22 protein-coding genes are annotated in these 22,960 nt (G+C 73.7%); 6 read left to right on the top strand and 16 right to left on the bottom strand.

Annotated elements, in window-relative coordinates:
• Positions 1-16: 16 nt before the first annotated feature.
• Positions 17-1,021 carry a 2,3,4,5-tetrahydropyridine-2,6-dicarboxylate N-succinyltransferase gene (dapD, locus tag IE332_RS33145; RefSeq protein WP_189923768.1) on the top strand — a complete coding sequence of 335 codons (1,005 nt, stop codon included), beginning with the start codon at positions 17-19 and terminating at the stop codon, positions 1,019-1,021.
• 171 nt (positions 1,022-1,192) lie between these two features.
• Here the strand turns inward: dapD and IE332_RS33150 are convergent, their stop codons facing one another.
• Positions 1,193-1,501, bottom strand: coding sequence for a DUF6087 family protein (locus IE332_RS33150; RefSeq protein ID WP_189923770.1), 309 nt, complete (start codon positions 1,499-1,501; stop codon positions 1,193-1,195).
• Positions 1,502-1,630: 129 nt separating this feature from the next.
• A complete protein-coding gene (gene helR, locus IE332_RS33155) occupies positions 1,631-3,790 on the bottom strand; it encodes an RNA polymerase recycling motor ATPase HelR (RefSeq protein ID WP_189923772.1) in 2,160 nt (719 codons plus the stop codon).
• A 449-nt stretch (positions 3,791-4,239) separates the two neighbouring features.
• Between helR and IE332_RS33160 the strand changes: the two genes are divergently transcribed.
• Positions 4,240-4,476 (top strand): hypothetical protein, encoded by a 237-nt coding sequence (locus IE332_RS33160; RefSeq protein WP_189923815.1) that lies wholly within the window; start codon positions 4,240-4,242, stop codon positions 4,474-4,476.
• Here IE332_RS33160 and IE332_RS33165 read toward each other — a convergent pair.
• The 6 genes from IE332_RS33165 to IE332_RS33190 form a co-directional block, all read right to left on the bottom strand.
• Positions 4,422-5,165, bottom strand: a complete 744-nt coding sequence (locus IE332_RS33165; protein WP_189923774.1) for a DUF6099 family protein — start codon at positions 5,163-5,165, stop codon at positions 4,422-4,424. The two genes, IE332_RS33160 and IE332_RS33165, sit on opposite strands and share 55 nt — an antisense overlap.
• A gap of 149 nt (positions 5,166-5,314) precedes the next feature.
• The gene (locus IE332_RS33170) at positions 5,315-5,704 is read right to left on the bottom strand and encodes a nucleotide pyrophosphohydrolase (protein WP_229929098.1); all 390 of its coding nucleotides are present in this window, start codon (positions 5,702-5,704) and stop codon (positions 5,315-5,317) included.
• Positions 5,701-7,113, bottom strand: a complete 1,413-nt coding sequence (locus IE332_RS33175; RefSeq protein WP_189923776.1) for an AAA family ATPase — start codon at positions 7,111-7,113, stop codon at positions 5,701-5,703. The genes IE332_RS33170 and IE332_RS33175 overlap by 4 nt, the downstream gene beginning before the upstream one ends.
• Positions 7,114-7,373: 260 nt before the next feature.
• The gene (locus IE332_RS33180; RefSeq protein ID WP_189923778.1) at positions 7,374-8,246 is read right to left on the bottom strand and encodes a putative RNA methyltransferase; all 873 of its coding nucleotides are present in this window, start codon (positions 8,244-8,246) and stop codon (positions 7,374-7,376) included.
• 79 nt (positions 8,247-8,325) lie between these two features.
• Complete coding sequence (locus IE332_RS33185) at positions 8,326-9,189, bottom strand: ATP-grasp domain-containing protein (RefSeq protein ID WP_189923781.1); 864 nt, start codon at positions 9,187-9,189, stop codon at positions 8,326-8,328.
• Positions 9,186-10,094 carry an ATP-grasp domain-containing protein gene (locus IE332_RS33190; protein WP_189923783.1) on the bottom strand — a complete coding sequence of 303 codons (909 nt, stop codon included), beginning with the start codon at positions 10,092-10,094 and terminating at the stop codon, positions 9,186-9,188. The genes IE332_RS33185 and IE332_RS33190 overlap by 4 nt, the downstream gene beginning before the upstream one ends.
• Positions 10,095-10,375: 281 nt before the next feature.
• Between IE332_RS33190 and IE332_RS33195 the strand changes: the two genes are divergently transcribed.
• On the top strand, positions 10,376-11,236 hold the full coding sequence (locus IE332_RS33195; protein WP_229929099.1) for a GNAT family N-acetyltransferase: 861 nt from the start codon (positions 10,376-10,378) through the stop codon (positions 11,234-11,236).
• 84 nt (positions 11,237-11,320) lie between these two features.
• Here the strand turns inward: IE332_RS33195 and IE332_RS33200 are convergent, their stop codons facing one another.
• Both IE332_RS33200 and IE332_RS33205 read right to left on the bottom strand, forming a co-directional pair.
• Positions 11,321-11,716 carry a fic family toxin-antitoxin system, toxin component gene (locus tag IE332_RS33200; RefSeq protein WP_373313904.1) on the bottom strand — a complete coding sequence of 132 codons (396 nt, stop codon included), beginning with the start codon at positions 11,714-11,716 and terminating at the stop codon, positions 11,321-11,323.
• A 29-nt stretch (positions 11,717-11,745) separates the two neighbouring features.
• Positions 11,746-11,982: a toxin-antitoxin system HicB family antitoxin gene (locus IE332_RS33205; RefSeq protein WP_189923789.1), complete on the bottom strand. Its 237-nt coding sequence runs from the start codon at positions 11,980-11,982 to the stop codon at positions 11,746-11,748.
• A 248-nt stretch (positions 11,983-12,230) separates the two neighbouring features.
• On the opposite strand from IE332_RS33205, the gene IE332_RS33210 reads away from it, so the two are divergent.
• Entirely contained in the window at positions 12,231-12,428 is a 198-nt protein-coding gene (locus IE332_RS33210) for a hypothetical protein (RefSeq protein WP_189923791.1), read from the top strand.
• Positions 12,429-12,551: 123 nt separating this feature from the next.
• On the opposite strand, the gene IE332_RS33215 is transcribed toward IE332_RS33210, so the two are convergent.
• Together IE332_RS33215 and IE332_RS33220 are read right to left on the bottom strand one after the other, a co-directional pair.
• Positions 12,552-13,901, bottom strand: a complete 1,350-nt coding sequence (locus tag IE332_RS33215) for a class I SAM-dependent RNA methyltransferase (protein ID WP_189923813.1) — start codon at positions 13,899-13,901, stop codon at positions 12,552-12,554.
• A gap of 407 nt (positions 13,902-14,308) precedes the next feature.
• A complete protein-coding gene (locus IE332_RS33220; protein ID WP_189923793.1) occupies positions 14,309-16,384 on the bottom strand; it encodes an APC family permease in 2,076 nt (691 codons plus the stop codon).
• A 247-nt stretch (positions 16,385-16,631) separates the two neighbouring features.
• Between IE332_RS33220 and IE332_RS33225 the strand changes: the two genes are divergently transcribed.
• Complete coding sequence (locus tag IE332_RS33225) at positions 16,632-17,300, top strand: potassium channel family protein (protein WP_189923795.1); 669 nt, start codon at positions 16,632-16,634, stop codon at positions 17,298-17,300.
• Positions 17,300-17,971: a potassium channel family protein gene (locus tag IE332_RS33230; protein ID WP_030060763.1), complete on the top strand. Its 672-nt coding sequence runs from the start codon at positions 17,300-17,302 to the stop codon at positions 17,969-17,971. Before IE332_RS33225 ends, IE332_RS33230 begins: the two co-directional genes overlap by 1 nt.
• Positions 17,972-18,053: 82 nt before the next feature.
• On the opposite strand, the gene IE332_RS33235 is transcribed toward IE332_RS33230, so the two are convergent.
• The 4 genes from IE332_RS33235 to IE332_RS33250 all read right to left on the bottom strand — a co-directional run bounded on the left by IE332_RS33235 (position 18,054) and on the right by IE332_RS33250 (position 22,706).
• Complete coding sequence (locus IE332_RS33235; protein WP_189923797.1) at positions 18,054-18,785, bottom strand: DUF3159 domain-containing protein; 732 nt, start codon at positions 18,783-18,785, stop codon at positions 18,054-18,056.
• Positions 18,782-19,189, bottom strand: a complete 408-nt coding sequence (locus IE332_RS33240; protein ID WP_189923799.1) for an OB-fold nucleic acid binding domain-containing protein — start codon at positions 19,187-19,189, stop codon at positions 18,782-18,784. Before IE332_RS33240 ends, IE332_RS33235 begins: the two co-directional genes overlap by 4 nt.
• Before the next feature lie 65 nt (positions 19,190-19,254).
• The gene (locus tag IE332_RS33245; protein WP_049657530.1) at positions 19,255-19,935 is read right to left on the bottom strand and encodes a response regulator; all 681 of its coding nucleotides are present in this window, start codon (positions 19,933-19,935) and stop codon (positions 19,255-19,257) included.
• 173 nt (positions 19,936-20,108) lie between these two features.
• A complete protein-coding gene (locus tag IE332_RS33250) occupies positions 20,109-22,706 on the bottom strand; it encodes an ATP-binding protein (protein WP_189923801.1) in 2,598 nt (865 codons plus the stop codon).
• Positions 22,707-22,960: the final 254 nt, after the last annotated feature.

Raw genomic sequence — 22,960 nt, forward strand, 5'->3', positions numbered from 1 at the left:
GGTTAACGTGCACGATGTGACTGCTGAATCCACCTCGCTCGAATCCACCTCCCCGGCGAACGGCGCCGTGGCCACCGGCCTGGCCACCATCGCCGCCGACGGCACCGTCCTCGACACGTGGTACCCCACCCCCGTTCTGGCCGCCGAGCCCGGCCCGGCCGGCACCGTCCGCCTGACCGCCGAGCAGGCCGAGGCCGAGCTCGGCACCGGCGCGGCCGAGGCGCTGCGCGCCGACGCGCGCCGCGGCGTCGAGGTGGTCGCCGTGCGCACCACCATCGCCTCGCTGGACGAGAAGCCGCTCGACACGCACGACGTGTACCTGCGCCTGCACCTGCTCAGCCACCGCCTGGTCAAGCCGCACGGCCTGAACCTGGACGGCATCTTCGGCCTGCTGGCCAACGTCGCGTGGACCAGCATCGGCCCCGTCCCGGTGGACAAGGTCGAGCAGGCCCGCCTCGCGGTGCGCGCCCAGGGCGGCCAGCTGGCCGTGTTCGGGATCGACAAGTTCCCGCGGATGACCGACTACGTCGCCCCGACCGGTGTGCGCATCGCCCACGCCGACCGCGTCCGGCTGGGCGCGCACCTGGCCGTCGGCACCACCGTGATGCACGAGGGCTTCGTCAACTTCAACGCCGGCACGCTGGGCACCTCCATGGTCGAGGGCCGGATCAGCGCGGGCGTCGTCGTCGGCGACCACAGCGACATCGGCGGCGGCGCCTCGATCATGGGCACCCTGTCGGGTGGCGGCAAGCAGGTCGTCTCGGTCGGCGAGCGCTGCCTGCTCGGTGCCAACGCGGGCATCGGCATCTCGCTCGGCAGCGACTGCGTGGTCGAGGCCGGCCTGTACGTCACCGCCGGCACCCGGGTCACCACCCCGGACGGCACGGTGGCCAAGGCCGTCGAGCTGTCCGGCCAGGACAACCTGCTGTTCCGCCGCAACTCGCAGACCGGCGCGGTCGAGGTCATCGCCCGCTCCGGCTCCTGGGGCGGCCTGAACGCGGACCTGCACGCCCACAACTGACGTACGGGCCACGACGGTCGGGGTCCGGCGCCGGGTGGCGCCGGGCCCCGCTCGCGTCGTCGGACGTCGTCAGGCGCCCGCGGGGCGCCGAGGCTCGCCCGGCCCGGCACCCGCGCCACCCGCCGCGCGTCACGCGCAGCAACCGGGCGACGAGCGGCTCCCCGCGGTGCCTCACACCCCACGGGGCTTGCGGTGGCGCCCCGGTGGCTTGGTCGGCCGCGGCGCCCGGTACCCGGGGCGCCGCAGGCCGTCGCCTTCGACGCCGTGCAGGATCCGCTGGGCGGCCGCGTAGTCCTCGGCCACCGTCTCCGGCAGCCACTGGTAGCCGTCCCAGCGCACGATCAGCCGCGGCTCGCCCGGCGCCACGTGGGCACCGCCCGGCCGTCCGTCCGCGAGCCGGACGGCCCGCAACTGCCCTACCGGCCGCAGCCGTTGCTCCCGCCTGGCCGCCCACGACGCCAGCGGTTCCTCCTCGTCCATCGCCCCAGTCTGGCGTCCGGGAGCCGTCTGCCGACACCCGCGTCACTCGACCGGGCGACGGGCGGTACGGCCCCTCCGCACGCTCGGCGCCCCTCTGGTCCCTCCTGTTCACCGCTGTTCACTCCCGTCTCACGAGCTCCTGAGGACCACCAGCCGCTGGGTCGCCCTGGTCATCGCGACGTAGCGGTCGACGGCGCCCTCCACGCCCCCGCCGAACGCCTCCGGATCGACCAGGACGACCAGGTCGAACTCCAGCCCCTTCGACAGTTCCGGGGTCAGCGACCGCACCCGCGGCCGGGCCCGGAAGTCGGGGGCGCCGATCACACAGGCGACACCCTCGGCGTGCTCGGCGAGCCAGCCGTCCAGGACCGCGTCCAGCTCCGACACCGCCCCGTGCACCACGGGGATGCCGCTGCTGCGGACGGAGGTCGGCACGTTGGCGTCCGGCAGGGCGGCCCGGATGGCGGGCTCGGCCTCGGCCATGACCTCCTCCGGCGTCCGGTAGTTGATGCTCAGCGAGGCCACCGTGGCGCGGTCGAGCCCGATCCGCTCCAGCCGCTCCAGCCACGACTCCGTGAAGCCGTGCCTGGCCTGCGCGCGGTCCCCGACGATGGTGAAGCTCCGGGACGGGCAGCGCAGCAGCAGCATCTGCCACTCCGCGTCGGTCAGCTCCTGGGCCTCGTCCACCACGACGTGCGCGAACGGGCCGGCCAGCGGCTCCGGATCGGCGACGGGCAGGGCGGTCTCGTCCACCAGGCTGTCCTGGAGGTCCCGCCCGCGCAGCATCGTCACCGCGCCCTCGCCGTCGTCGTCGGCCTGGAGCAGGTCACCGATGACGTCGGCCATGCGGGCCCGCTCGGCCGCGACCGCGGCCTCGCGCCGGCGCTGCCGCCGCGCCGCCTCCGGATCGCCGAGCCGCTGCCGGGCGGCGTCCAGGAGCGGCAGGTCGGACACCGTCCAGGCCTGGGGCGCCTCCTTGCGCTGCAGCTTGCGGACCTCCTCGGGGTCGAGCCAGGGAGCGCACATCCGCAGGTAGGCGGGCACCGACCAGAGGTCGCCGACCAGGTCGGCCGCTTCGAGCAGCGGCCACGCGCGGTTGAGGGTCTCCACCAGCTCGCGGTCCTGCCGCAGCGAGCGGCGGAACAGCTCGGGCGACACCTCCTCCTCGTCCTCGCCCAGCTTGTCCAGCAGGATCGTGGTGAGCTCCTCCCAGATCTGCTCGCGCGCCTCGTTGTGCGGGGTGCCCGGGTCCGGCGCGGCGAAGGCGTCGGCCCAGTCGTCGGCGCTCAGCCAGAGGTCGGACCAGTGGGTCGTGACCGCCATGCCCTCCGTGGGCGGCTCCTCGTAGAAGCGGACGGCCTTCTCGATCGCCTTCACCATGTCGACCGTGGACTTCAGCCGGGCCACCTCCGGATCGGCCTCGGCCCCCGCCTTCGTCCCTTCCGCGACCAGGTCCCGCACGGTGCAGGTCCGCACGCCCTCCTCGCCGAGGCTGGGCAGGACGTCGGCGACGTACGACAGGTACGGCTGGTGCGGGCCGACGAACAGCACACCGCCCCGCCGGTGGCCGAGGCGCGGGTCGGAGTAGAGCAGGTACGCGGAACGGTGCAGCGCGACGACGGTCTTGCCGGTGCCCGGACCGCCGTCGACCACCAGGGCGCCCCGGGAGCCGGCCCGGATGACGGCGTCCTGGTCGGCCTGGATGGTGGCCAGCACGTCCCGCATCCGGGCCGAGCGGTTGCCGCCGAGGCTCGCGATGAAGGCGGACTGGTCGTCCAGGGCGGCGTGCCCCTCCAGGGCCTCGGTGGTGAACACCTCGTCCCAGTAGTCGCCGATCCGGCCACCGGTCCAGCGGTACCGACGGCGGCTCACCAGCCCCATCGGATCTGCGTGCGTCGCCGCGAAGAAGGGCTCGGCCGCGGGCGAGCGCCAGTCCACCAGCAGCCGGCGCCCCTCGCTGTCGGTGAGGCCGAGCCGCCCGATGTACACCGGCTCCACGTCGTCCGCGCGAACGACGTGGCCGAGACAGAGGTCCAGGCCGAAGCGGCGCAGCGCCCGCAGGCGACCGGTCAGCCTGTGGACCTCGATGTCCCGGTCCATCGCCTCCCGGCCCTTGCCGCCCGGTGCCCGGCGCACGGCGTCGAGGCGGTCGGACAGCTCGGCGATCGTCGCTTCGAGGCTCTCCGCGATGGCCGCGAAGTGCCGCTCGTCGTCGCCGATCAGTGCCGGGTCGGCCTTGGCGGCGAGGCGGTCGGGAAGGTCGAACGCGCTGGTGGTCAGGGGGGTCATGGCATCAACTCCGATCTGAGGCCTGCGATTGTGCGCCACCACGGGGGCCTTGCCGCAAGACCCCCCTTGCGCTATACCTTGAGAGTGGCAAGGGGTGGGTGTTCCCCCTTCGCCGCCTTCCTCCACCTCCGTTCTTCCTCATCGTTGAGTCGTGGCGCGCTGCGCCGGGGCGTGCGGTCCGCGTGCCCTGTGCCTCCGGGCCGCACCGCACCGCACCGCACCGCACCGCACCGCACCGCACCGCACCGCACCGCACCGCACCGCACCGCACCGCACCGCACCGGGCCACCGCCTAGCCCAGGCCACGGCGCGGCGGCAACCCGGGCTCACCCGGGAGGCTTACGGCGTACCGGAGTCGGACCGCATCGGGTGGTGCCCGGTGACCCGCCACCGGCGCGGTTCGTTGGTCGCTGCGGCACACCGCACCACCGATCCGAAGAGGTCCCGCCATGTCCGAACCCTCTGCCACGCCGCAGCCCCCGAGCAGCCCGACGGGCTCGGCCGACGGCGCCTGGGCCGGGCCCGACGCCCCCAAGAGCCTGCTGGAGCAGATGCAGGAACTGCTCGCCTCGGTCACCGCGGATCTCGCCGCGCTGCAGTCCTCCGGCCTCCGGGACACCGAGCCCGCCACCTATCCGACCGGCACGGACACCTCCGAGGCTCCGACCGTGCCGGGCACCCGGTAGCCGGCCGCCCGCTCCCGCTCCGACGGCCCGCCCCCACCCGGCGGGCCGTCGTCGTCCGGCGGGCGACTCTCCCCCGGCGGGCGGCCGTCGTCGACCTCCCGTGCCCCGCCGCCATCACGTGACTCGCTACCGTCCCGTGCGTCGTGGTCATCCGGCGGGCCGAGCCTGACGACGAGTAACGGGGAGCCGCAGTCGGCCCGTTCGGGCTCCGCCCCGCCGAGCGCCGCCCGCTCCGCGCCATCGGCCCGGCCGGCTGCCTCGCGCAGCCGCCCGGCCAGCTCCTTGCACTCCGACACCGCGTCGACGCCGTCGATGCACGTCCAGTAGAGGCTCTCGGTTTCGGCCCCGCAGGCCAGCACCACCAGCGTCTCCCCGACCTCCTGCAGCAGCCCCTCCAGCGCGCCCAGGGCCGCGGCCGGCTCTCCGAGTCCGGTGAGCCGCGCCGCCCGGCCGCCGCTCACCAGGGCGGCCCGGACGACGGAGCGGTCCAGGCAGACCGCCGCGTGCGCCCCGGCCTCGGCGAGCTGCTGGCCCAGCCCGGTGAGCTCCTCGTCCGCCGACTCCGCCAGCCGGGCACCCACCGCCTCGGTGAGCAGCGCGGCCTGCCGCGCCTCGGCCAGCACATCCGGTACGTGCCGGGCCTCGGCCAGCGCGTGCCGGGCCGTCTTGATCAGTCGCAGCGCCTCCATGGCCACCGCTCCTCTCTCGCTCGCTGTCGCCCCGGCCGCCGAGGAGGCGGCCGGATGGTCACGGCGACAGCGTGCGAGGAAGCGCGGAAACCCGCATCCGCCTTGTCAGAAGCTGTGGAAAAGTCGGGGGTTGTGGATAACCTCGTCCCTCACAAGGGTTGATCGCTCACGTCCGAGTTGACGTCCGTCGGCTCCTCCGGCACCGGGAAGCGGTGCTCGTTGCGCTCGATCTTGGCCGCGAGGGCCTCCAGCGGGTCCACCCCGACCGCCGTGCAGAACTGCAGCAGATACGCCAGCACGTCCGCGACCTCGTCGCGCACCCGGTGCGCGCGCTCCGGCTCGGACATCACCGCGGCGGCCTGCTCGGGCGTCAGCCACTGGAAGATCTCCAGCAGCTCCCCCGCCTCCACGCTCAGCGCCGCCGCCAGGTTCTTCGGCGTGTGGAAGGGCTCCCACCGCCGGGCCGCCGCGAAGTCCACCAGCCGCTGCCTCAGGGCCTCCAGGGTCGGCTCCCCCGGTCCCGTCACTCGTTCGCTCACCCCTCCAGGTCTACCCCATCGCCGCCCGCCACCGGCCCGGACCCCTCCACCCCGAACCCGTCCACCGCCGTCCCCGCCCCTTCCCCCGCACCGTCGGCACCGCCGGCCCCGTAGGCACTGTCAGCTCCGTCAACCCCGTCGGCACCGTCGGCCCCCTCCCCGCGCCCGCCCTGGAACGGGACCCGGGCCGGCGGCCGGGCCGGCTCCGGCCGCAGCACCGTGAACCCCGAGCCGGGATCCCGCCGGCACTCCACCACCGCCACCCCGCCCGGCCGCGGATCGCCGCCCAGCGCCTCCCGCACCGCCCCCGGCTCCTGCAGCGCCGCCACCACCCGCAGCTGGCTGCGGTCCGCCATGTCCCGTGCCAGCCGCAGCAACGTGGCGGTCTGCTCGGTGGACAGCCCCGCCCCCAGGTCCTCGGCGAGTACGGTGAGCTGCCGGTGCGCCCACGGCACCTCGGCGGCCACGTCGAGGTCGAGCACCCCGGCCCCGGTCAGCAGCACCGCGGCGAACGCGAGGTGCCGCAGCATGCCGTCGGAGGCCTGGTCGGCCCCGGTGCGCCCGAGCACACCCTCGTCGAAGACGGCCAGGACCCGCCGCACGCCCTCGTCGCCCGTCCGCTCGGCCACGGTGAGCCCCAGCAGCGGATGCGGCGCGGCGGACTGCACGACGCGCAGGAGCTGCCCGTACCGGCGCTGGCACTCGTCGCCCAGCCGGGCGATGACGGCGGAGATGTTGGCGGCGTTGCCGCGCAGCCTGGCCTGCGGGTCGGCCCGGGCCCAGCCGCGCATCAGGGCGGGGACGGGGTGCAGCGGGAAGACCTCGCGCAGCGCGGTGAGCAGGTCCTCGGTGGCGGCCAGGACCAGGCACTCACCGGCCGACGAGCCCGCGACCCGCAGCGGCAGCTGCGCGGTGATCATGGTGCCGCTGGGGAAGGGCGCCCGGATGTCGCCCTGACGGGTGTCGTTGTGCCAGCAGACGTTGACCCGCCGGTTGCGGACGTCCTGCTCGCCGGTGTCCATCAGGGTCCGGCCGTCGAGGGTGAGCGACTCCCGGGCGATCCGGACCGGGCCGTCCGTCCGGATCACGACGTCGAGCCGGATCCGGCCGTGCGGGGAGCGGACGGTGCAGCCGAGGATGATCGCGTCCCGCCCGTGCGGAACGCAGCCGTGCAGGCCGCCCCGGACGGGCAGGGCGAGCGGGCCGGCGCGGTCGGGCAGCCCGTCCAGCGAGTCGGCGAGCTCCTCGCCGAGCGCGAGCCGGGACAGCACCGCGAGCGCGTCGAGCGCGTTGGACTTGCCGACCCCGGCGGGCCCGTGGAGCACGGTCAGGGGCGCGAGGGGCAGCACCGCGCGCCGGTAGGACTTGAACGAGGTGAGCCGGAGCTCCTCGACGGTGGGGCGTGGCACGGGCGACCGGCCGGGCCCCGGGGTGTCCGGTCGGAGGGGGGCCGGCCCGGCGGGCCTGGTGGCGTCGCGGTTCACCCGTCGGACGTTAGCCGCAGGCCGACCGGCGGAAACGTGCCTGCACCCCAGATTCATCCCAACGTGGCGCCCCTACCCCGCCCCGATGACCACCCACCGCACCCGGAAGCGACGCCGAAGCGCCCTCGAAGCACGCAGAAGAACGCCGAGGCACGCAGCAGCGACGCCGAACGAGTCCCGGGCGCTCAGCGCCGGTAGGCGGCCACCGTCACCGAGGCGGTCACCTCGACCGGGTCCGGCAGGGCCGCGAGCGAGGCCTCCAGCCGCTCCGGGTCGGTGTGCCAGGCGCTGGGCCCCATGCCGACGACGGTGCGCACGTCCTGCGGGCCGAGCCGCAGGGTGAACTCGACCTCCCGCCGGTCCGCGGGCGTCAGGTACGGCCCGAGCTTCTCGTCGATCCGCCGCTGCTTCTCCTCGTCCACCGACAACAGCCCCAGCGCGTCGACGAGTTCGCGTAGGTGGCGGGCGGTGGGCGAGACCAGCAGCAGGGTGCCGCCGGGGCGCAGCGCCCGGCGGATCTCGGGCCCGTTGCGCGGCGCGAAGACGTTGAGCATCAGCTCGGCGGAGGCGTCGCGTAGCGGCAGCGGGCGCCAGGCGTCGCAGACGACGGCGCCGATCCGCGGGTGTGCCTTGGCGGCGCGTCGCAGCGCGTACTTGGAGATGTCGAGGGCCGCGCCGACCCGGTCGGGCAGGGCGTCGAGGACGTGGGCCAGGTAGTGCCCGGTGCCGGCGCCGAGGTCGGCGACCAGACCACCGGACTCAGCGGCGGGGCCTCCTGCACGATCACCGGCGGTCGCCGCGGCAGCCGCGACTGCGGCCTCGGCGAGGGCGTCCGCGATGGGCCGGTAGTGCCCGGCGGCGAGGAAGTCGGAGCGGGCGGCGACCATCCCGGCGGTGTCCCCGGTGCCGGTGTGGGCGTCGCCGGCGAGGAGGCTGACGTAGCCCTGCTTGGCGAGGTCGAAGCTGTGCCCGGAGGGGCAGCGCAGGCTGCGGTCGTGCCGGGTGAGGTCCTGCGCGCAGAGGGGGCAGGCCAGGTAGCGCTCGATGTCCTGCAGCAACGTTCCGTCTTCTCTCGCCGTACGCCCCGGCCGGTCGGGGCGCCAGCCAGCCTAACCACCCCGACCCGCCGGTCGCCCCTCACGACCCCGACGGCACCGCCAACCGCCCCACCGGCGTCCGCCCCCGCTCCGCCGCGACCCGCAGCGCGAGCGCGGCGAGCGCCTCGGGCGCGCCGGCCCGGCCGCGGATCCCGGGGAAGGCGTTGACGTCCACGATGACGGGCTCGGCCGGCCCGTCGAGCAGGTCGACCCCGTACACGTCGAGCCCGAACACCTCGCCGACGCGCAGCGCGAGCGCGGCCCGCGCGGCGGGCGGTTCCCAGTCCTCGGCCCGGCCCGGCTCCCCCGATCCGGTGGCGAGCTCGGACCGTCGGCGGGCGGCGAAGACCCGCCCGTCGACCACCCACAGCTTCTGGTCCCAGCCGGTCCCGGGGACGAACGGCTGGGTGACGACGGGCTCCTCGGGCCACTGCTCGGCGAGTTCGCGCAGCCGGTCCGGGCCGTCGACCCGGGCGACCAGGTCGTGCCGCCTGCTGTGCCGGCTCTTGACGACGAACGGGTAGGCCGGGGCGGCGAGTTCGCGCAGCGGCCCGGCGGCGACGGTGGCCGCGAAGGGCAGTCCGGCGGCGGCCGCGAGGTCGGCCATCCGCACCCGGTCCTGACAGAGTCCGGTGGCCGCCGCCGAGTTCACCACCGGTACGCCCCGCTGCTCGAACTCCCGTGCCAGCGACAGCGCTCGGGGCGTACGGGCCTTCAGCAGACAGACGTCCACGGGGCCGTCCGCCACGTCCGCGAACGGCCCGGCGGACGCGCCGACCGGCGCCTCGGCAGACGCCCCGACCGGCGGCACGACCACCAGCTCGTGCCCGCCCTCCACCAGCAGCGCCGCGGTCGCCGCCAGCACCGGGTGCCCGGGGTTCCCGGTGATCAGCCCGACCTTCACAGCAACTCCCCCTCGCCGAAGCCCAGTTGCCCGTACCGATCGGCGCCGCCCGCCGACACCAGGGCGGCGGGCTCGCCGGGCACCGACACGGCGGTCCCGCTGCGGGCGAGCCTCAGCACCGCGCGGGCGACCCGGGCCACGGCGTCCGGCACCTGCCGGAAGCTCGGGAAGTCGTTGATGTCGACCACCACCGGCCCGTCCGGCCCGAGCAGCACGTCGACCCCGTACAGGTCCAGCCCGAACACCTCGCCGACCTGCGCGACGATCCGCGCGACGCTCCCCGGCAGCGGCACCTGCCGCTCCCGGACGCCCTGCCCGGGGTGCAGCGGGGAGGAACGTTCCGTCGCGAAGAGCTCGCCGTCGACGCAGTACACCTTCAGGTCGGTGCCCGAGTTCGGCACGTACGGCTGGGCGATCAGCAACCCCTCGCCGGCCAGTTCGGGCCCGACCTCCAGCAGGTGGTCCGGGCTGCGCACCAGCCGGACGGCGCGCCCGGAGCTGCCGTCGGCCGGCTTGACCACCAGCGGGTACTCGGCGGTCGGGATCTCCGCGAGCCGCTCCCAGCGCGCCGCCGCGTACGTCACCGGGACGGGCAGCCCGCGGGTGCGGCCGATGACCGCGGCGAGCGCCTTGTCCCGGACGCCCCGGATGGATCGCACGTCGTTCACCGTGGTGAGGCCGACGGCGGCGGCCGCCTCCAGCAGGGTCAGCCCGGGACCGCCGGAGACGGTCTTGAGCACCCAGGCGTCGTGGCTGCCGGCCCGGACCGCCTCGGAGATCGCCATCAGCGAGTCCCCGGGGCGCAGCACGTCCACCCGGTGCCCCCACGCGGTGAGCTGACGCGCCACGTCGAGCGGCATGCCGTCGCGCCGGTAGTGTTCCTCCACCAGAAAGCAGAGCCTCATGGGCCTGTCTTCCCCCTTGCCTCGCCGAATGCAGACGTCCGCCGTCCCCCTCGGCAGAGCTGTAAAAGCATCAGCATGCACGCTTTGTCCGCACAAGATCGCTGCGGGCCGGTAAGCGTTCGGCAACAATCCCCGCCCGCGCCCCGCCCAGCCCCCGTCCGCACCCCGCCGAACCCCGCCCGAACGCCCCGCTCCACCACCCCGGCCCCTACCCCGACGCCCCGCCCCGACGCGCGGCAAATCGGTGGCAGCCCGCCCGTGCCCCTGCTTTGATGCACGCCGTGACTTCTGACGATCATGCTCCCGACCGCCCGCTGCTCGACGAGATCGAGCGCTACTACGACGCCGCACCGCGCAGCGCCGCCCGTGCCGAGGACTTCGGCCCGCTGACCCTCTTCGTCCGCGAGGGCGACACCGGCTGGCACTACTACGCCCGTCCGACGCCCGGCCACACCGGCCCGGCGGCCACGGCCGAGGACGTCCGCCGGGTGCTGGAGCGGCAGCGCGAGGTGGGCGCGCCGGAGGCCTTCGAGTGGGTGGCCGAGCGGAATCCCGAGCTGCGCGCGGCCGTCGAGGCGGCCGGCCTGACGGTGCACGAGCACCCGCTGCTGGTGTTGGGCGCACGGGACGAGCCGGCCCCGGCGCCGGTGCTGCCGGAGCAGGTCGAGGTGCGGGTGCTGGGCCCGGACGCGCCCGAGCTGGCGGAGGCGGTGGCCGTCCCGCGTGTGGCCTTCGGAACCCCGGGCACCGCGATCGGCGCGGCCGGTGCGGCCGAACTGGCGCAGAGCGTGGCGGGGTTGGCGGCCGACGGCGCGGTGGCGCGGATCGCGCAGCGGATCACCGACGGGGTCACCGTGCAGGCGGCCGCGCTGGAGGGCGGTTCGGTGCTGTGCGCGGGCCAGTACAACCCGGTGGGCCCGGTCGGCGAGGTGGTCGGCGTGGGCACACTGCCCACCGCCCGTCGGCGCGGCCTGGGCCTCGCGGTCACCGCGGTCCTGGTCGCGCACGCCCGGGCCAACGGCGTCGGGACGGTGTTCCTGTCCGCCGCCGACGAGGACGTCGCCCGGATCTACCGCCGGGCCGGCTTCCGCCCGTTCGCGACGGCCCTGATCGCCGAGCCCGCCGCCGCACCGCAGGCCTGACCGGACGGCGGCGGGGCGCAGCGGTCACGCCCGGGTAGGGCTGCAGCCGTCACGCCCCCGCCGCGACGCACGGGAGGACGGAGGTCAGTCGTCGTCCTCCTCCTCGTCGTCAGCCCCGCTGACGCCCTCCCCCTCGGCCTCGTCCACCACCCACGCCGCCAGCCGCTCGGCGACGCCGGACACCCCGAGCCGCCCCTCGCGGATGGCCCGGGAGAGGCTGCGCACCTCGCGGGCGGTGGTGGCGACGGTGCAGCCGCTGGCGACGAGGTAGGCGTACGCGACGGCGGTCGCGAAGAGCTCGTTGGTCTTCTCCAGGGCCGGCACCCGGATCAGCTGGTGCATCAGGGCGGCGGCGCGGTCGTGCGGTTCGGGGTAGACGGCGATGTCGAATATCTCGGCCTGATGCCGGGTGACGGCCGCGAGCAGCGAGCCGTAGTCGGTGACCTGCGGGTCACCGGGCGTGTACTGCTCGGCGGTCATGAGCAGCCACGAGAGGTCGACCTCCAGTTTCAACGGCGCACGTCCTGGAGGTCGCCCGGCTCCCCGAACTCGGCGAGGAAGGACGTCTCGTACTCCTTCATGAACTGCGCGGCCGCGTCGACGAAGGCCCGGCCGGACTCGCCCATGTCCTGCTGGACCAGGCGCTCGATGTACTGGTTCATGCTGATCCCCTGCTGCTCGGCCCGTTCCCGGGCGATCTCCGCGGTCGTGGCGTCCACGCGGACGTTCAGCTGCTTCTTGGCCATGCCCTTCAAGCTAGCGCCGAAGTGCTAGCACAACAAGGGCGCGCGCACACCGCCCGCACACCTGCCGCACGCCCCCACGCAACCTCCCCGTCACCGACCACCGCTCCGGGCCGCCCACCTCCCATACCCGCCCGTCGCCGCCCCACCCCACCAGGACGAGTGAGACTTGAAGAGTCCTGCACCATCCGGGACTCTGATCTCCCCTGAGCGTTCCACTGAGCGGCACCGACCGGTGTGGAGGCCGGCAGATGACAGCCATGTTCGACCAGGAGCTGCGCGAGCAGCTCGCCCAGGCCCGGCAGGACCTCGCGGCGGCACGGGCCGAAGGGGACGCCGACGGCGTCCAGGCGTACGAGGGCCGGATCGCCTCACTCATCCGGCTCGCGGCCCAGCACGGCATCGACCTCCCGCACGACGCCGACGAGGAGGAGCACAACGAGCCCTGACCGGCCCGGCCGGCAACGCCGAGGAGGCGGCACCCGCCGAGCGGATACCGCCTCCTCACCGGCTGCTCCACCGGAATCTCCACCGATCGGTCAACCGGACAGCCCAACGGGCCGTCCCCGGAATCACTCCCCGGCCGGCTCCAGGATCGCCACGCACTCGAAGTGGTGCGTCATCGGGAACAGGTCGAAGGCCCGCAGCGAGACCAGCCGGTAGCCGCCCTCGCGGAAGAACTTCAGGTCCCGGGCGAGCGCCGCCGGGTCGCAGGCCACGTACGCGATCCGGCGCGCCTCCAGGCCGACCAGGTGCGCCACCGTCTCGCGCCCGGCGCCCGCGCGCGGCGGGTCCAGGACGATCAGGTCGGTGGCGGTGATGCCGGTGCGCGGCAGCAGCGTCTCGACCCGGTCGCACTCGATCTGCACGTTGTCCAGCGCGGCCAGGTTGTGCCGGGCGTCGACCACGGCCTGCTTGGAGGACTCGATGCCGAGCACCGCGCCCTCCTCGCCGACCCGGTCGGCCAGCGCGCCGGCGAACAGGCCGACGCCGCAGTAGAGGTCGAGCGCGCTCTCGCCCCACTGCGGGTCCAGCCCGTCCAGCACGGCGTCGACCAGGGTGTCCGGCGCCTCCGGGTGGATCTGCCAGAAGCCGCCGTTGCTGACCCGCCAGGTCCGCCCGGCCGCCCGCTCGCGGACGAAGCCGCGCCCGTGCACCTTGTGCACGTCGCCCTGCTCGTCCACCCGGGCGATGGACACCGGCTTGTCCAGCTCGACCAGCGGCAGCTGGGCACCGTCGCGCGGGGTCAGCACCACCTGGCGGTCCGAGGAACCGGTCGCGGCGATCACCTCGACGCTCGCCACGCCCGGCCAGTCGCGGGACTCGATGCCCAGCTCGGTGACGCCCTCGGCGGCGATCAGGCAGCGGTCCACCGGCTGCACCTCGTGCGAGCGGTGCTTGCGCAGGCCGACCTTGCCGGTCTCCGCGTCCACCGCGTACTGCACCCGGGTGCGCCAGGCCGGCACCTGGCCGGACGGGAGCTTGCCGCCGACCGGCTCGACGCTGCCGTCCCAGCCCGCCTCGGCCGGGGTGAGCCCGGCCAGCTTGGCCAGCTGCTCGGTCAGCACCGCCGCCTTGAGCTTGCGCTGCCCGCCCGGGGTCACGTGCTGCCAGTCGCAGCCGCCGCACTTGCCGGGCCCGGCGAACGGGCACGGCGCCTCGATCCGGTCCTTGGCGGGCTCCAGGATCTCCACCGCGTCGGCCCGCAGGAACCGCGAGGTGGACGTGCCGTCGGTCACCAGCGCGACGACCTTCTCGCCGGGCAGCGCGTGCCGCACGAACAGCACCCGCCCCTCGTGCCGGGCCACGCAGTGCCCGCCGCCGTGCGCGACCGGGCCGACCTCGACCTCGTAGCGCTGTCCGGCGAGCGGCTCGCCGGACGGCGTCTCGGGCCGGGAGGGCCGCGCGGCGGCGGTGCGCAGCGCCTTCGGCGGCCGGACGGCCTGCTTGCGCGGCGCCTTCCGGGCCCCGCCCTCGGCGCCCGGCCCGCTCGCGTCCCTGCCCGCACCCTTCGCCGCGGCACCCTTGCCGGCGGAGCCCTTGCCCGTGGAGCCCTTACCGGCGGCGCCCTTGCCGGCCGCGCCCTTGGCGGCGGACCCCTTCGCCGAGGAGCCCTTGCCGGCCTGGCCCTGGCCCGGTCGGCGGTCCTCCTCCGGCTCCCGCTCCCCCGGCACGACCGGCGCGGTGCGCGCGGTCAGGCCGTCGCGGTCGGTGGCCTCCGGACGGGACGGCCGGCCCCAGCGCGGCCGGGAGACCTGCCCGGGCTGGGAGCCGCCCCGGCGGGAGCCCTTGCCGGAAGAGCCCGAGGAGCGGGACGGAGTGTTGCGCGTCACTGGGAGGAGTCCTTGCTGCGGTCGGAGGTGCCACCGGCGTTCGTACCGGTGGAGACGGAATCCTTCGACTTTACGGCCTTCGGGGCCCGAGGCTCGCCACGCCGGACGGCACCCGGCGCCGACCAGGCCTTCTGCGGCTTGCGCCGCTCCGAGGACTCCAGCTGCCAGGGCACCGAGGTGACCATCACACCGGGCTTGAACAGCAGCCGCCCCTTGAGCCGCAGCGCGCTCTGGTTGTGCAGCAGGTGCTCGTACCAGTGGCCGACCACGTACTCGGGGATGTAGACCGACACCACGTCGCGCGGGCTGCTGCGGCGCAGGTTCTTCACGTAGTCCAGGACCGGCCCGGTGATCTCGCGGAACGGCGAGTCCAGCACCTTGAGCGGCACCTCGATGCCGCGCTCGTCCCACTCCTGGCGCAGCGCCGCGGTGTCGGCCGGGTCCACGTTGACCGTGATGGCCTCCAGGGTGTGCGCACGGGCCAGCTTGGCGTACGCGAGGGCGCGCAGCGCAGGCTTGTGCAGCTTGGAGACCAGCACGATGGCGTGCACCCGGGTGGGCAGCACCACGTCGTCCGGCTCCTCCGCGGCGATGAGCTCCTCGGAGATCCGGTCGTAGTGGCGGCGGATGCCCTTCATCATCACGAACAGCACGACCATCGCCGCGATCGCGATCCAGGCGTGGCTGATCTTGGTGACCAGGACGACGATCAGCACCGCCATGGTCATCACCAGGCCGAAGGTGTTGATCGCCCGGCTGCGCTGCATGTGGGCGCGCTTGGCCGGGTCGGTCTCGGTGCGCAGCAGCCGGGTCCAGTGCCGGATCATGCCGGACTGGCTCATGTTGAACGACACGAAGACGCCGACGATGTAGAGCTGGATCAGCCGGTTCGGGTCGGCGTCGAAGGCGATGACGAACAGGATCGCGGCGATCGCCAGCAGGATGATGCCGTTGGAGAACGCCAGCCGGTCCCCGCGGGTGTGCAGCTGGCGCGGCAGGTAGCGGTCCTGGGCCAGGATCGAGCCGAGCACCGGGAAGCCGTTGAAGGCGGTGTTGGCGGCCAGCACCAGGATCAGGCCGGTCACGGCGGCGACGAAGTAGAAGCCGGGCGTGAAGTTGCTGAACACGGCCTCGCTGATCTGGGCCAGCGCGGTCTTCTGGTGGTAGCCCTCCCCGGCGCCGCCGAGCTGCTCGGCCGGGTTCTCGGCCATCTGGACGCCGGTCAGCCGGGCCAGCCAGATGATGCCCATGAACATCACGACGGCGATGCTCGCCATCATCAGCAGGGTGGTGGCGGCGTTCTTGCTCTTCGGCTTGCGGAAGGCCGGTACGCCGTTGGAGATCGCCTCCACGCCGGTGAGCGCGGCACAGCCGGAGGAGAACGACTTCAGCAGCAGGAACACCAGGGCGATGCCACCCAGCGACGCGTTGCCCGGGGTGGCCTCCAGCGTGAAGCCGGAGCTCTCGGCGGGCATGTCCTGGCCGAGCACGAAGTGCCGGACGAACCCGTAGCCGACCATCCCTATGACGCCGATCATGAAGGCGTAGGTGGGAACGGCGAAGGCGGAACCGGATTCGCGCACACCGCGCAGGTTCATCCCCATCAGCACGATGACGACGATCACCGACACGACCAGTTCATGGCCGCGTAGGGAGGGAACGGCGGAGACGACGTTGGCGACGCCCGACGTGGTCGACACGGCCACGGTGAGCACGTAGTCGACCATGAGCGCGCTGGCGACCACCAGACCGGCGGCCGGCCCGTGGTTGACGGTCGCGACCTCGTAGTCGCCGCCACCACTGGGATAGGCGTGCACGTTCTGTCGGTACGAGGCGACCACGGCGAGCATCACGACCGCGACGACGACGCCGATCTGCCACGAGAAGTGGATCGCCGAGGCGCCCGCGACTGAGAGCGTGAGCAGGATCTCCTCGGGGGCGTACGCGACCGAGGAGAGCGCGTCCGAGGCGAACACGGGCAGCGCGATCCGCTTGGGAAGAAGTGTTTCGCCCAACTTGTCGCTGCGCAGCGCGCGCCCGATCAGGATGCGTTTCGGAAGGTCTTTCGGCATAGGCACGGTAAGGAATCGTAGGGGTTCCCCGGACAAGGCTCCGCCGTTTGTCCCCCCCTTCGTCGCGACTGCGTTCTACGGACCGGCTAGCGTGTCGGATACGAGTCGGTGGGCAACACTCGGGTTGTCGGATGTTGCCGAGGCCGGCACCCCACGAGAACGCTCGCCCGGCAAGGCCCGGCGGGAAAGGGAGATGAACGGTGTTTGCGCAGGTCAGTACCCCGACGGAACGGGTGAGGTAGCGCCGGTGCACATCGTCATCATGGGCTGTGGCCGCGTGGGCTCGGCCCTCGCGAGAGCGCTGGAGAAACAGGGCCACTCGGTGGCCGTGGTCGACCAGGACCCGACCGCGTTCCGCCGGCTGGGCGCCGGGTTCAACGGGCGCCGGGTGACCGGCGTCGGCTTCGACCAGGACACCCTGCGCGAGGCGGGCATCGAGGAGGCCGGCGCGTTCGCCGCGGTCTCCAGCGGCGACAACTCCAACATCATCGCCGCGCGGGTGGCCCGGGAGAACTTCGGCGTCGAGAACGTCGCGGCCCGGATCTACGACCCCCGCCGCGCCGAGGTGTACCAGCGCCTGGGCATCCCCACCGTCGCGACGGTCCGCTGGACCGCCGACCAGATGCTGCGCCGGCTGCTCCCGAGCGGCGCCGAGCCGCTGTGGCAGGACCCGAGCGGCGGCGTGCAGCTCGCCGAGGTCGCCTACGACCCGCGCTGGGTCGGCCACCGGATCGGCCTGCTGGAGGAGGCCTCCGGCGCCCGGGTGGCGTTCGTCACCCGGCTCGGCGAGGGCGTCCTGCCCACGCCGCAGATGGTGGTGCAGGAGGGCGACCTGGTGCACGTGATGCTGCGCCGGGGCGACCTGACGGCCGTCGAGGCCGCGTTCGCACAGGGGCCGAAGGAGGAGGGTCACTGATGCGCGTCGCCATTGCCGGGGCCGGTGCCGTGGGCCGCTCGATCGCGGGCGAGCTGCTGGAGAACGGCCACGAGGTCCTGCTGATCGACAAGAACCCCAACTCCATCTCGGTGGAGCGGGTGCCCATGGCCGAGTGGCTGCTGGCCGACGCCTGCGAGATCACCTCGCTGGACGAGGCCGCCCTGCAGCGCTGCCACGTGGTGATCGCCGCCACCGGTGACGACAAGGTCAACCTGGTCGTCTCGCTGCTCGCCAAGACCGAGTACGCGGTGCCGCGGGTGGTCGCCCGGGTGAACAACCCCAAGAACGAGTGGCTCTTCAACGAGTCCTGGGGCGTGGACGTGGCCGTGTCCACGCCGCGCCTGATGTCCGCCCTGGTCGAGGAGGCGGTCAGCGTCGGCGACCTGGTCCGGCTGATGCGCTTCAGCCAGGGCAACGCCAACCTGGTCGAGCTGACCCTGGCCTCCGACACCGAGCTGGTCGGCACCCGGGTCGGTGACGTCGCCTGGCCGCAGGACACCGCGCTGGTGACCATCATCCGCGAGGGCCGGGTGCTGGTGCCGGGCAAGGACGACACCCTGGAGGGCGGCGACGAGCTGCTCTTCGTCGCCGCGCAGGAGCGCGAGGAGGAGCTGGAGGAGCTGCTGTCGGCCACCTCCGGCGCCCAGTAGCAGCGCGAGCACGGCCGAGGGCCCGCACACCACTCCCCGGATTCCAGGGGTGGGTGCGGGCCCTCGGCCTTCGCGGGAGCGGCTACTTCACCGGCTCTTCCTCGTCGTCCAGCTGCGCCTTGATCGGCGGCGGCGCCTTCAGCAGGATCTGCCACGTCACGTACATCGCCAGCAGCAGCGGCGGGATGCCGAGGGCGACCTTCAGCCAGCCCAGCAGGTTGACGTTGTGGGTGAAGTACAGCGGGAAGAGGACCAGCGGCTTGAGGCCCATGATCAGCACCCAGGCCCAGGTCGCCTTGGTGTAGGCGGCCAGTCGGCCCGGGTTCTCCTTGCGCCAGGTGAACATCTCACCGGTGATCGGGCCGAGCATCACGCCGATCATCGGCCAGCGCACCAGCGCGGACGTCGCCAGCGCGATGCAGTAGCCGACGTTCCAGAGCAGGCCTGGCAGGTAGAAGTCCTCGGCCTTGCCGCTCTTCATCGAGATCCAGGCGCCCAGCGCGACGCCGAACACCCCGCTGAAGGCGTGCTGGATGGTCTCCCGCTTCGCCAGCCGGGCCACCACGAACAGGGCGCTCAGTCCGAGCGCCGCCCACGCCGAGGTGCTGACCTGGTGGGTGAGGTTGTACGTGACGATGAAGACCAGGCCGGGCAGCGTCATGTCGATCATGCCGCGCACGCCGCCGAAGGCCTTCAGGACGGTGTCGGCGGCCTCCTTGGAGGCGGCCTTGCGGGCGGCTTCCTCCGCCGCCGCGTCGACGACCGGGTCGAGCTGGGCGGCGGTCTCGCCGCCGGGCAGGTTGCTCACGCTCATTCGCTCCCGTGTCCGACCGGACGCAGCTCGTAGCGGGGGTTGAACAGCACGCGGCGCCCGCGCGCGTGGCTGATCCGACCGCTGGCGACCAGCCTGCGGCCGGGCTCTATGCCCGCGATCGAGCGGCGTCCGAGCCAGACCACGTCCAGGGGCTCGGTGCCGTCGAAGAGTTCGGCCTCCAGCGCCGGCACCCCGGCCCGCGGGCGGAGCGTCACCGTGCGCAGCGTGCCCGCGACGGTGACCAGCTCGCGGTCGCCGCAGCCGGCGATCGGCGTGCAACCCGACTCCGCGGCACTCTCCTGGCGCAGATCCTCGGCGTCCAGTTCCTCGGCCGAGGAGGTCAGCCTGCTGAGCATGCGGCGGAACCGCCCCTGCGGCTGGCCGCTGCTGTTGTCACCACTCATGCCCGAAGGGTACCGGGTTCCGGGGCCCCGGCGGCAGGTCGTTCAGCCACCGGGGGCACCGGCCGTCAGCTCTCGAACCGGTATCCCATTCCCGGCTCGGTGATGAAGTGGCGCGGGTGCGAGGGGTCGCGCTCCAGCTTGCGGCGCAGCTGCGCGAGGTAGACCCGCAGGTAGTTGGTCTCGGTGCGGTAGGCCGGGCCCCACACCTCCTGCAGCAGCTGGGTCTGGCTGACCAGCCGCCCGGCGTTGCGGACCAGCACCTCCAGCAGGTGCCACTCGGTCGGGGTGAGGCGGACGTCGGCGCCGTCCCGGTTGACCTTCTTGGCCGCGAGGTCGACCGTGAAGCTCTCGGTGACGACCAGCGAGTCGGCCTCCCCGGCCACCGGCTCGGCCCGCCGCACGGCGGCCCGCATCCGGGCGAGCAGCTCGTCCATGCCGAACGGCTTGGTCACATAGTCGTCGGCGCCGGCGTCCAGGGCCTCGACCTTCTCGTCCGAGGCGTGCCGGGCCGACAGCACGATGATCGGGACCCGGGTCCAGCCGCGCAGGCCGCGGATCACCTCGACCCCGTCCATGTCGGGCAGGCCCAGGTCGAGGACGACCACGTCCGGATGGCGGGCGGCGGCCAGTTCCAGGGCGCTCGCGCCGTCATGGGCCGCGTCCACCTCGTACTTGCGGGCCTTGAGGTTGATCACCAGCGCGCGGACGATCTGTGGTTCGTCGTCCACGACGAGGACCCGGGTCATGTGCGGGCTCCGCCTTTCGGGGCTGTCTGAACTTTCGGGGCTGTCTGGGCTTGCGGACTGTGGGACTGGATCGATGAACCGGATCGACGAACCGGATCGATCGCGGGAGGAGTGGCTCTCGGGACGGCGGGCGGTACCGGGGGCGACGGGCCCGACCGGTGCGCCGCCGGTTCTCAGGTGATCAGCTCCGGCAGCGGATCACTCCCGTCGCCGTGCGACGCACCCGGTTCCTCCGGCTCGGGCGGCCGTTCGACGGCGGGCAGGCTGACGACCATGGTGAGGCCGCCGCCGGGGGTGTCCTCGGCGGTGACGCTACCGTCCATCGCCTCGACGAAGCCGCGCGCCACCGCGAGCCCGAGGCCCACCCCGGCGCCGCGCGGCGCGTCGCCGTAACGCTGGAACGGGGCGAAGATCCGCTCCTTGGCCTCCTCCGGCACCCCCGGTCCGCGGTCGACGATCCGCAGCTCGACCCGGTCCGGCAGCCCCGGCTGCTCCAGCACATCGGCCTTCACCAGCACCCGGACGCCGTCCGGGCTGTACTTGACGGCGTTCTCGACCAGGTTGGCCAGCGAGCGCTCCAGCAACCCGCCGTCGGCCCGCACCATCGGGAGCGTCTCCGGCACGTCCAGCCGGACGGACTCCAGCGGTACGCCGCCGAGCGCGAACGGCACCACCTCGTCCAGGTCGGTCTCCTGGATCAGCGGGGTGACCGTCCCGGTCTGCAGCCGGCTCATGTCGAGCAGGTTGTTGATCAGGTGGTCCAGCCGGTCGGCCCCGTCCTCGATCCCGGCCAGCAGCTCGGCCTCGTCCTCCGGGGCCCAGTCGACGTCCGCCGAACGCAGCGAGCTCACCGAGGCCTTGATGCCCGCCAGCGGGGTGCGCAGGTCGTGCGAGACGGCGGCCAGCAGCGCGGTCCGGATCCGGTTGCCCTCGGCCTCCCGGCGGGCCGCCGCGGCCTCCCGGGCCAGCCGGCGGCGCTCCAGCACCACCGCGGCCTGCGCGGCGAAGGCCCCCAGCAGCCGCCGGTCCGCCCCCGGCAGCACCCGGCCGCGCAGCACCAGCGCCAGGCTCTCGCCGACCGGGACGTCCACGTCGGCCTCCTCCGGCCGCTCCGGCGGCCGCGGCCCGGCGGTGGCCACCGGCACCCACGGGCCGAGCGGATCCGGGCGTTCCAGCAACGCCGCGCTCTCCTGCCCGAAGGTCTCCCGGACCTGCTCCATCAGCGCGGTCAGCACCCCGTCGCCGTTCGGCGCGCCGCGCAGCATCGTGCCGGCCAGCGCGCTGAGCGTCTGCGCCTCGGTCTGGCTGCGGGCCGCCTGGTGGGTGCGCCGGGCCGCCAGGTCCACCACGGAGGCCACCGATATGCCGACGATGGTGAATATCGCCACCGCCATGATGTTCTGCGGCTCGTTGATGGTGAAGGTGTGCAGCGGCGGCGTGAAGTAGTAGTTGAGCACCGAGGAGCCGACCAGCGCCGAACCGATCGCCGGCAGCAGCCCGCCGACCAGCGCCGCGCACACCGTCAGCGACAGGAACAGCAGCATGTCGGTGGAGAGCCCCAGCCCGCCGATCGCGGTCAGCACGATCGCCATCAGCGGCGGACCGCCCAGCCCGATCAGCCAGCCGGCGATCGTCCTGGTCCGGCCCAGGTCGGTGATCCGGCGGACCGGAATCCTGCCGCGCCCGTGCCCCGCGTTCTCGTGGGTGACCATGTGGACGTCGATGTCCCCGGCCTCCCGGGTCACCGTGGTGCCCACGCCCGGCCCGTACAGGTACTGCCAGCCGGGCCGGCGGCTGGTGCCCAGCACGATCTGGGTGGCGTTCACGCCCCGGGCGAAGTCCAGCAGGCCGGCGGCCGGGTCGTCGCCCAGCACCGCGTGGAAGGAGCCGCCGAGGCTCTCCACCAGCGCCCGCTGCTCGATCAGCATCTGCGGCGAGCCCGAACCCACGAGGCCGTCCGAGCGGGAGATGTGCACGGCGAGCAGCTCACCGCCCGACACGCGGGCCGCGATCCGGGCGGCCCGCCGGATCAGCGTCGCCCCCTCCGGCCCGCCGGTCAGGCCCACCACGATCCGCTCCCGGGCCTGCCAGGTGCCCTCGATGCCCTGCTCGGCCCGGTACTTCTGCAGGTACTCGTCCACCCGGTCGGCGGTCCACAGCAGCGCGAGTTCGCGCAACGCGGTGAGGTTCCCGGGACGGAAGTAGTTGGCGAGCGCCGCGTCGATCTTCTCCGGCGCGTACACGTTCCCGTGCGCCAGCCGCCGCCGCAGCGCCTGCGGGGACATGTCCACGAGCTCGATCTGATCGGCCCGCCGGACCACCTCGTCCGGGACGGTCTCGCGCTGGCGCACCCCGGTGATGCCCGCGACGGCGTCGCCCAGCGACTCCAGGTGCTGCACGTTGACGGTGGAGATCACGTCGATCCCGGCCGCCAGCAGCTCCTCGACGTCCTGCCAGCGCTTCTCGTTGCGGCACCCCGGGACGTTGGTGTGGGCCAGCTCGTCCACCAGGGCCACCTGCGGCCGGCGGGCGAGGACCGCGTCCAGGTCCATCTCGGAGAACCGCGCGCCCCGGTGCAGCACCTGCTGCCGCAGCACGACGTCCAGCCCGGCGACCATGTCCGCGGTGCGCCTGCGGCCGTGGTCCTCCACGAACGCCACCACGACGTCCGTACCGCGTTCCTGCCGCCGGTGCGCCTCGGCGAGCATGGCGTACGTCTTGCCGACCCCGGGGGCCGCCCCGAGGTAGATGCGCAGCCTGCCTCGTCCCATGAGCACCATTCTTGATCCGGCCGTGTCCGGGAGCCACCCCCGGACACCTGTTCCCCTGCCCTTCGAGACTACGGCGTGAGCAGCGATTTTCCGCGGATCAGTCCGCTGATCAGGCGGTTTTAGCGGCATATTGACGGTGCACCAGCCACTCGGCGGGGGTCACTCGGCAGGGGTCCGGCCCGCTTTCCCGGAAACGCAAAAAGCCCCATCCGGGATCCGGATGGGGCTTTTTGGAATGATTGTTCGGCGGCGTC

This window comes from Kitasatospora xanthocidica (genome assembly GCF_014656195.1).
Lineage (GTDB): Bacteria > Actinomycetota > Actinomycetes > Streptomycetales > Streptomycetaceae > Kitasatospora > Kitasatospora xanthocidica.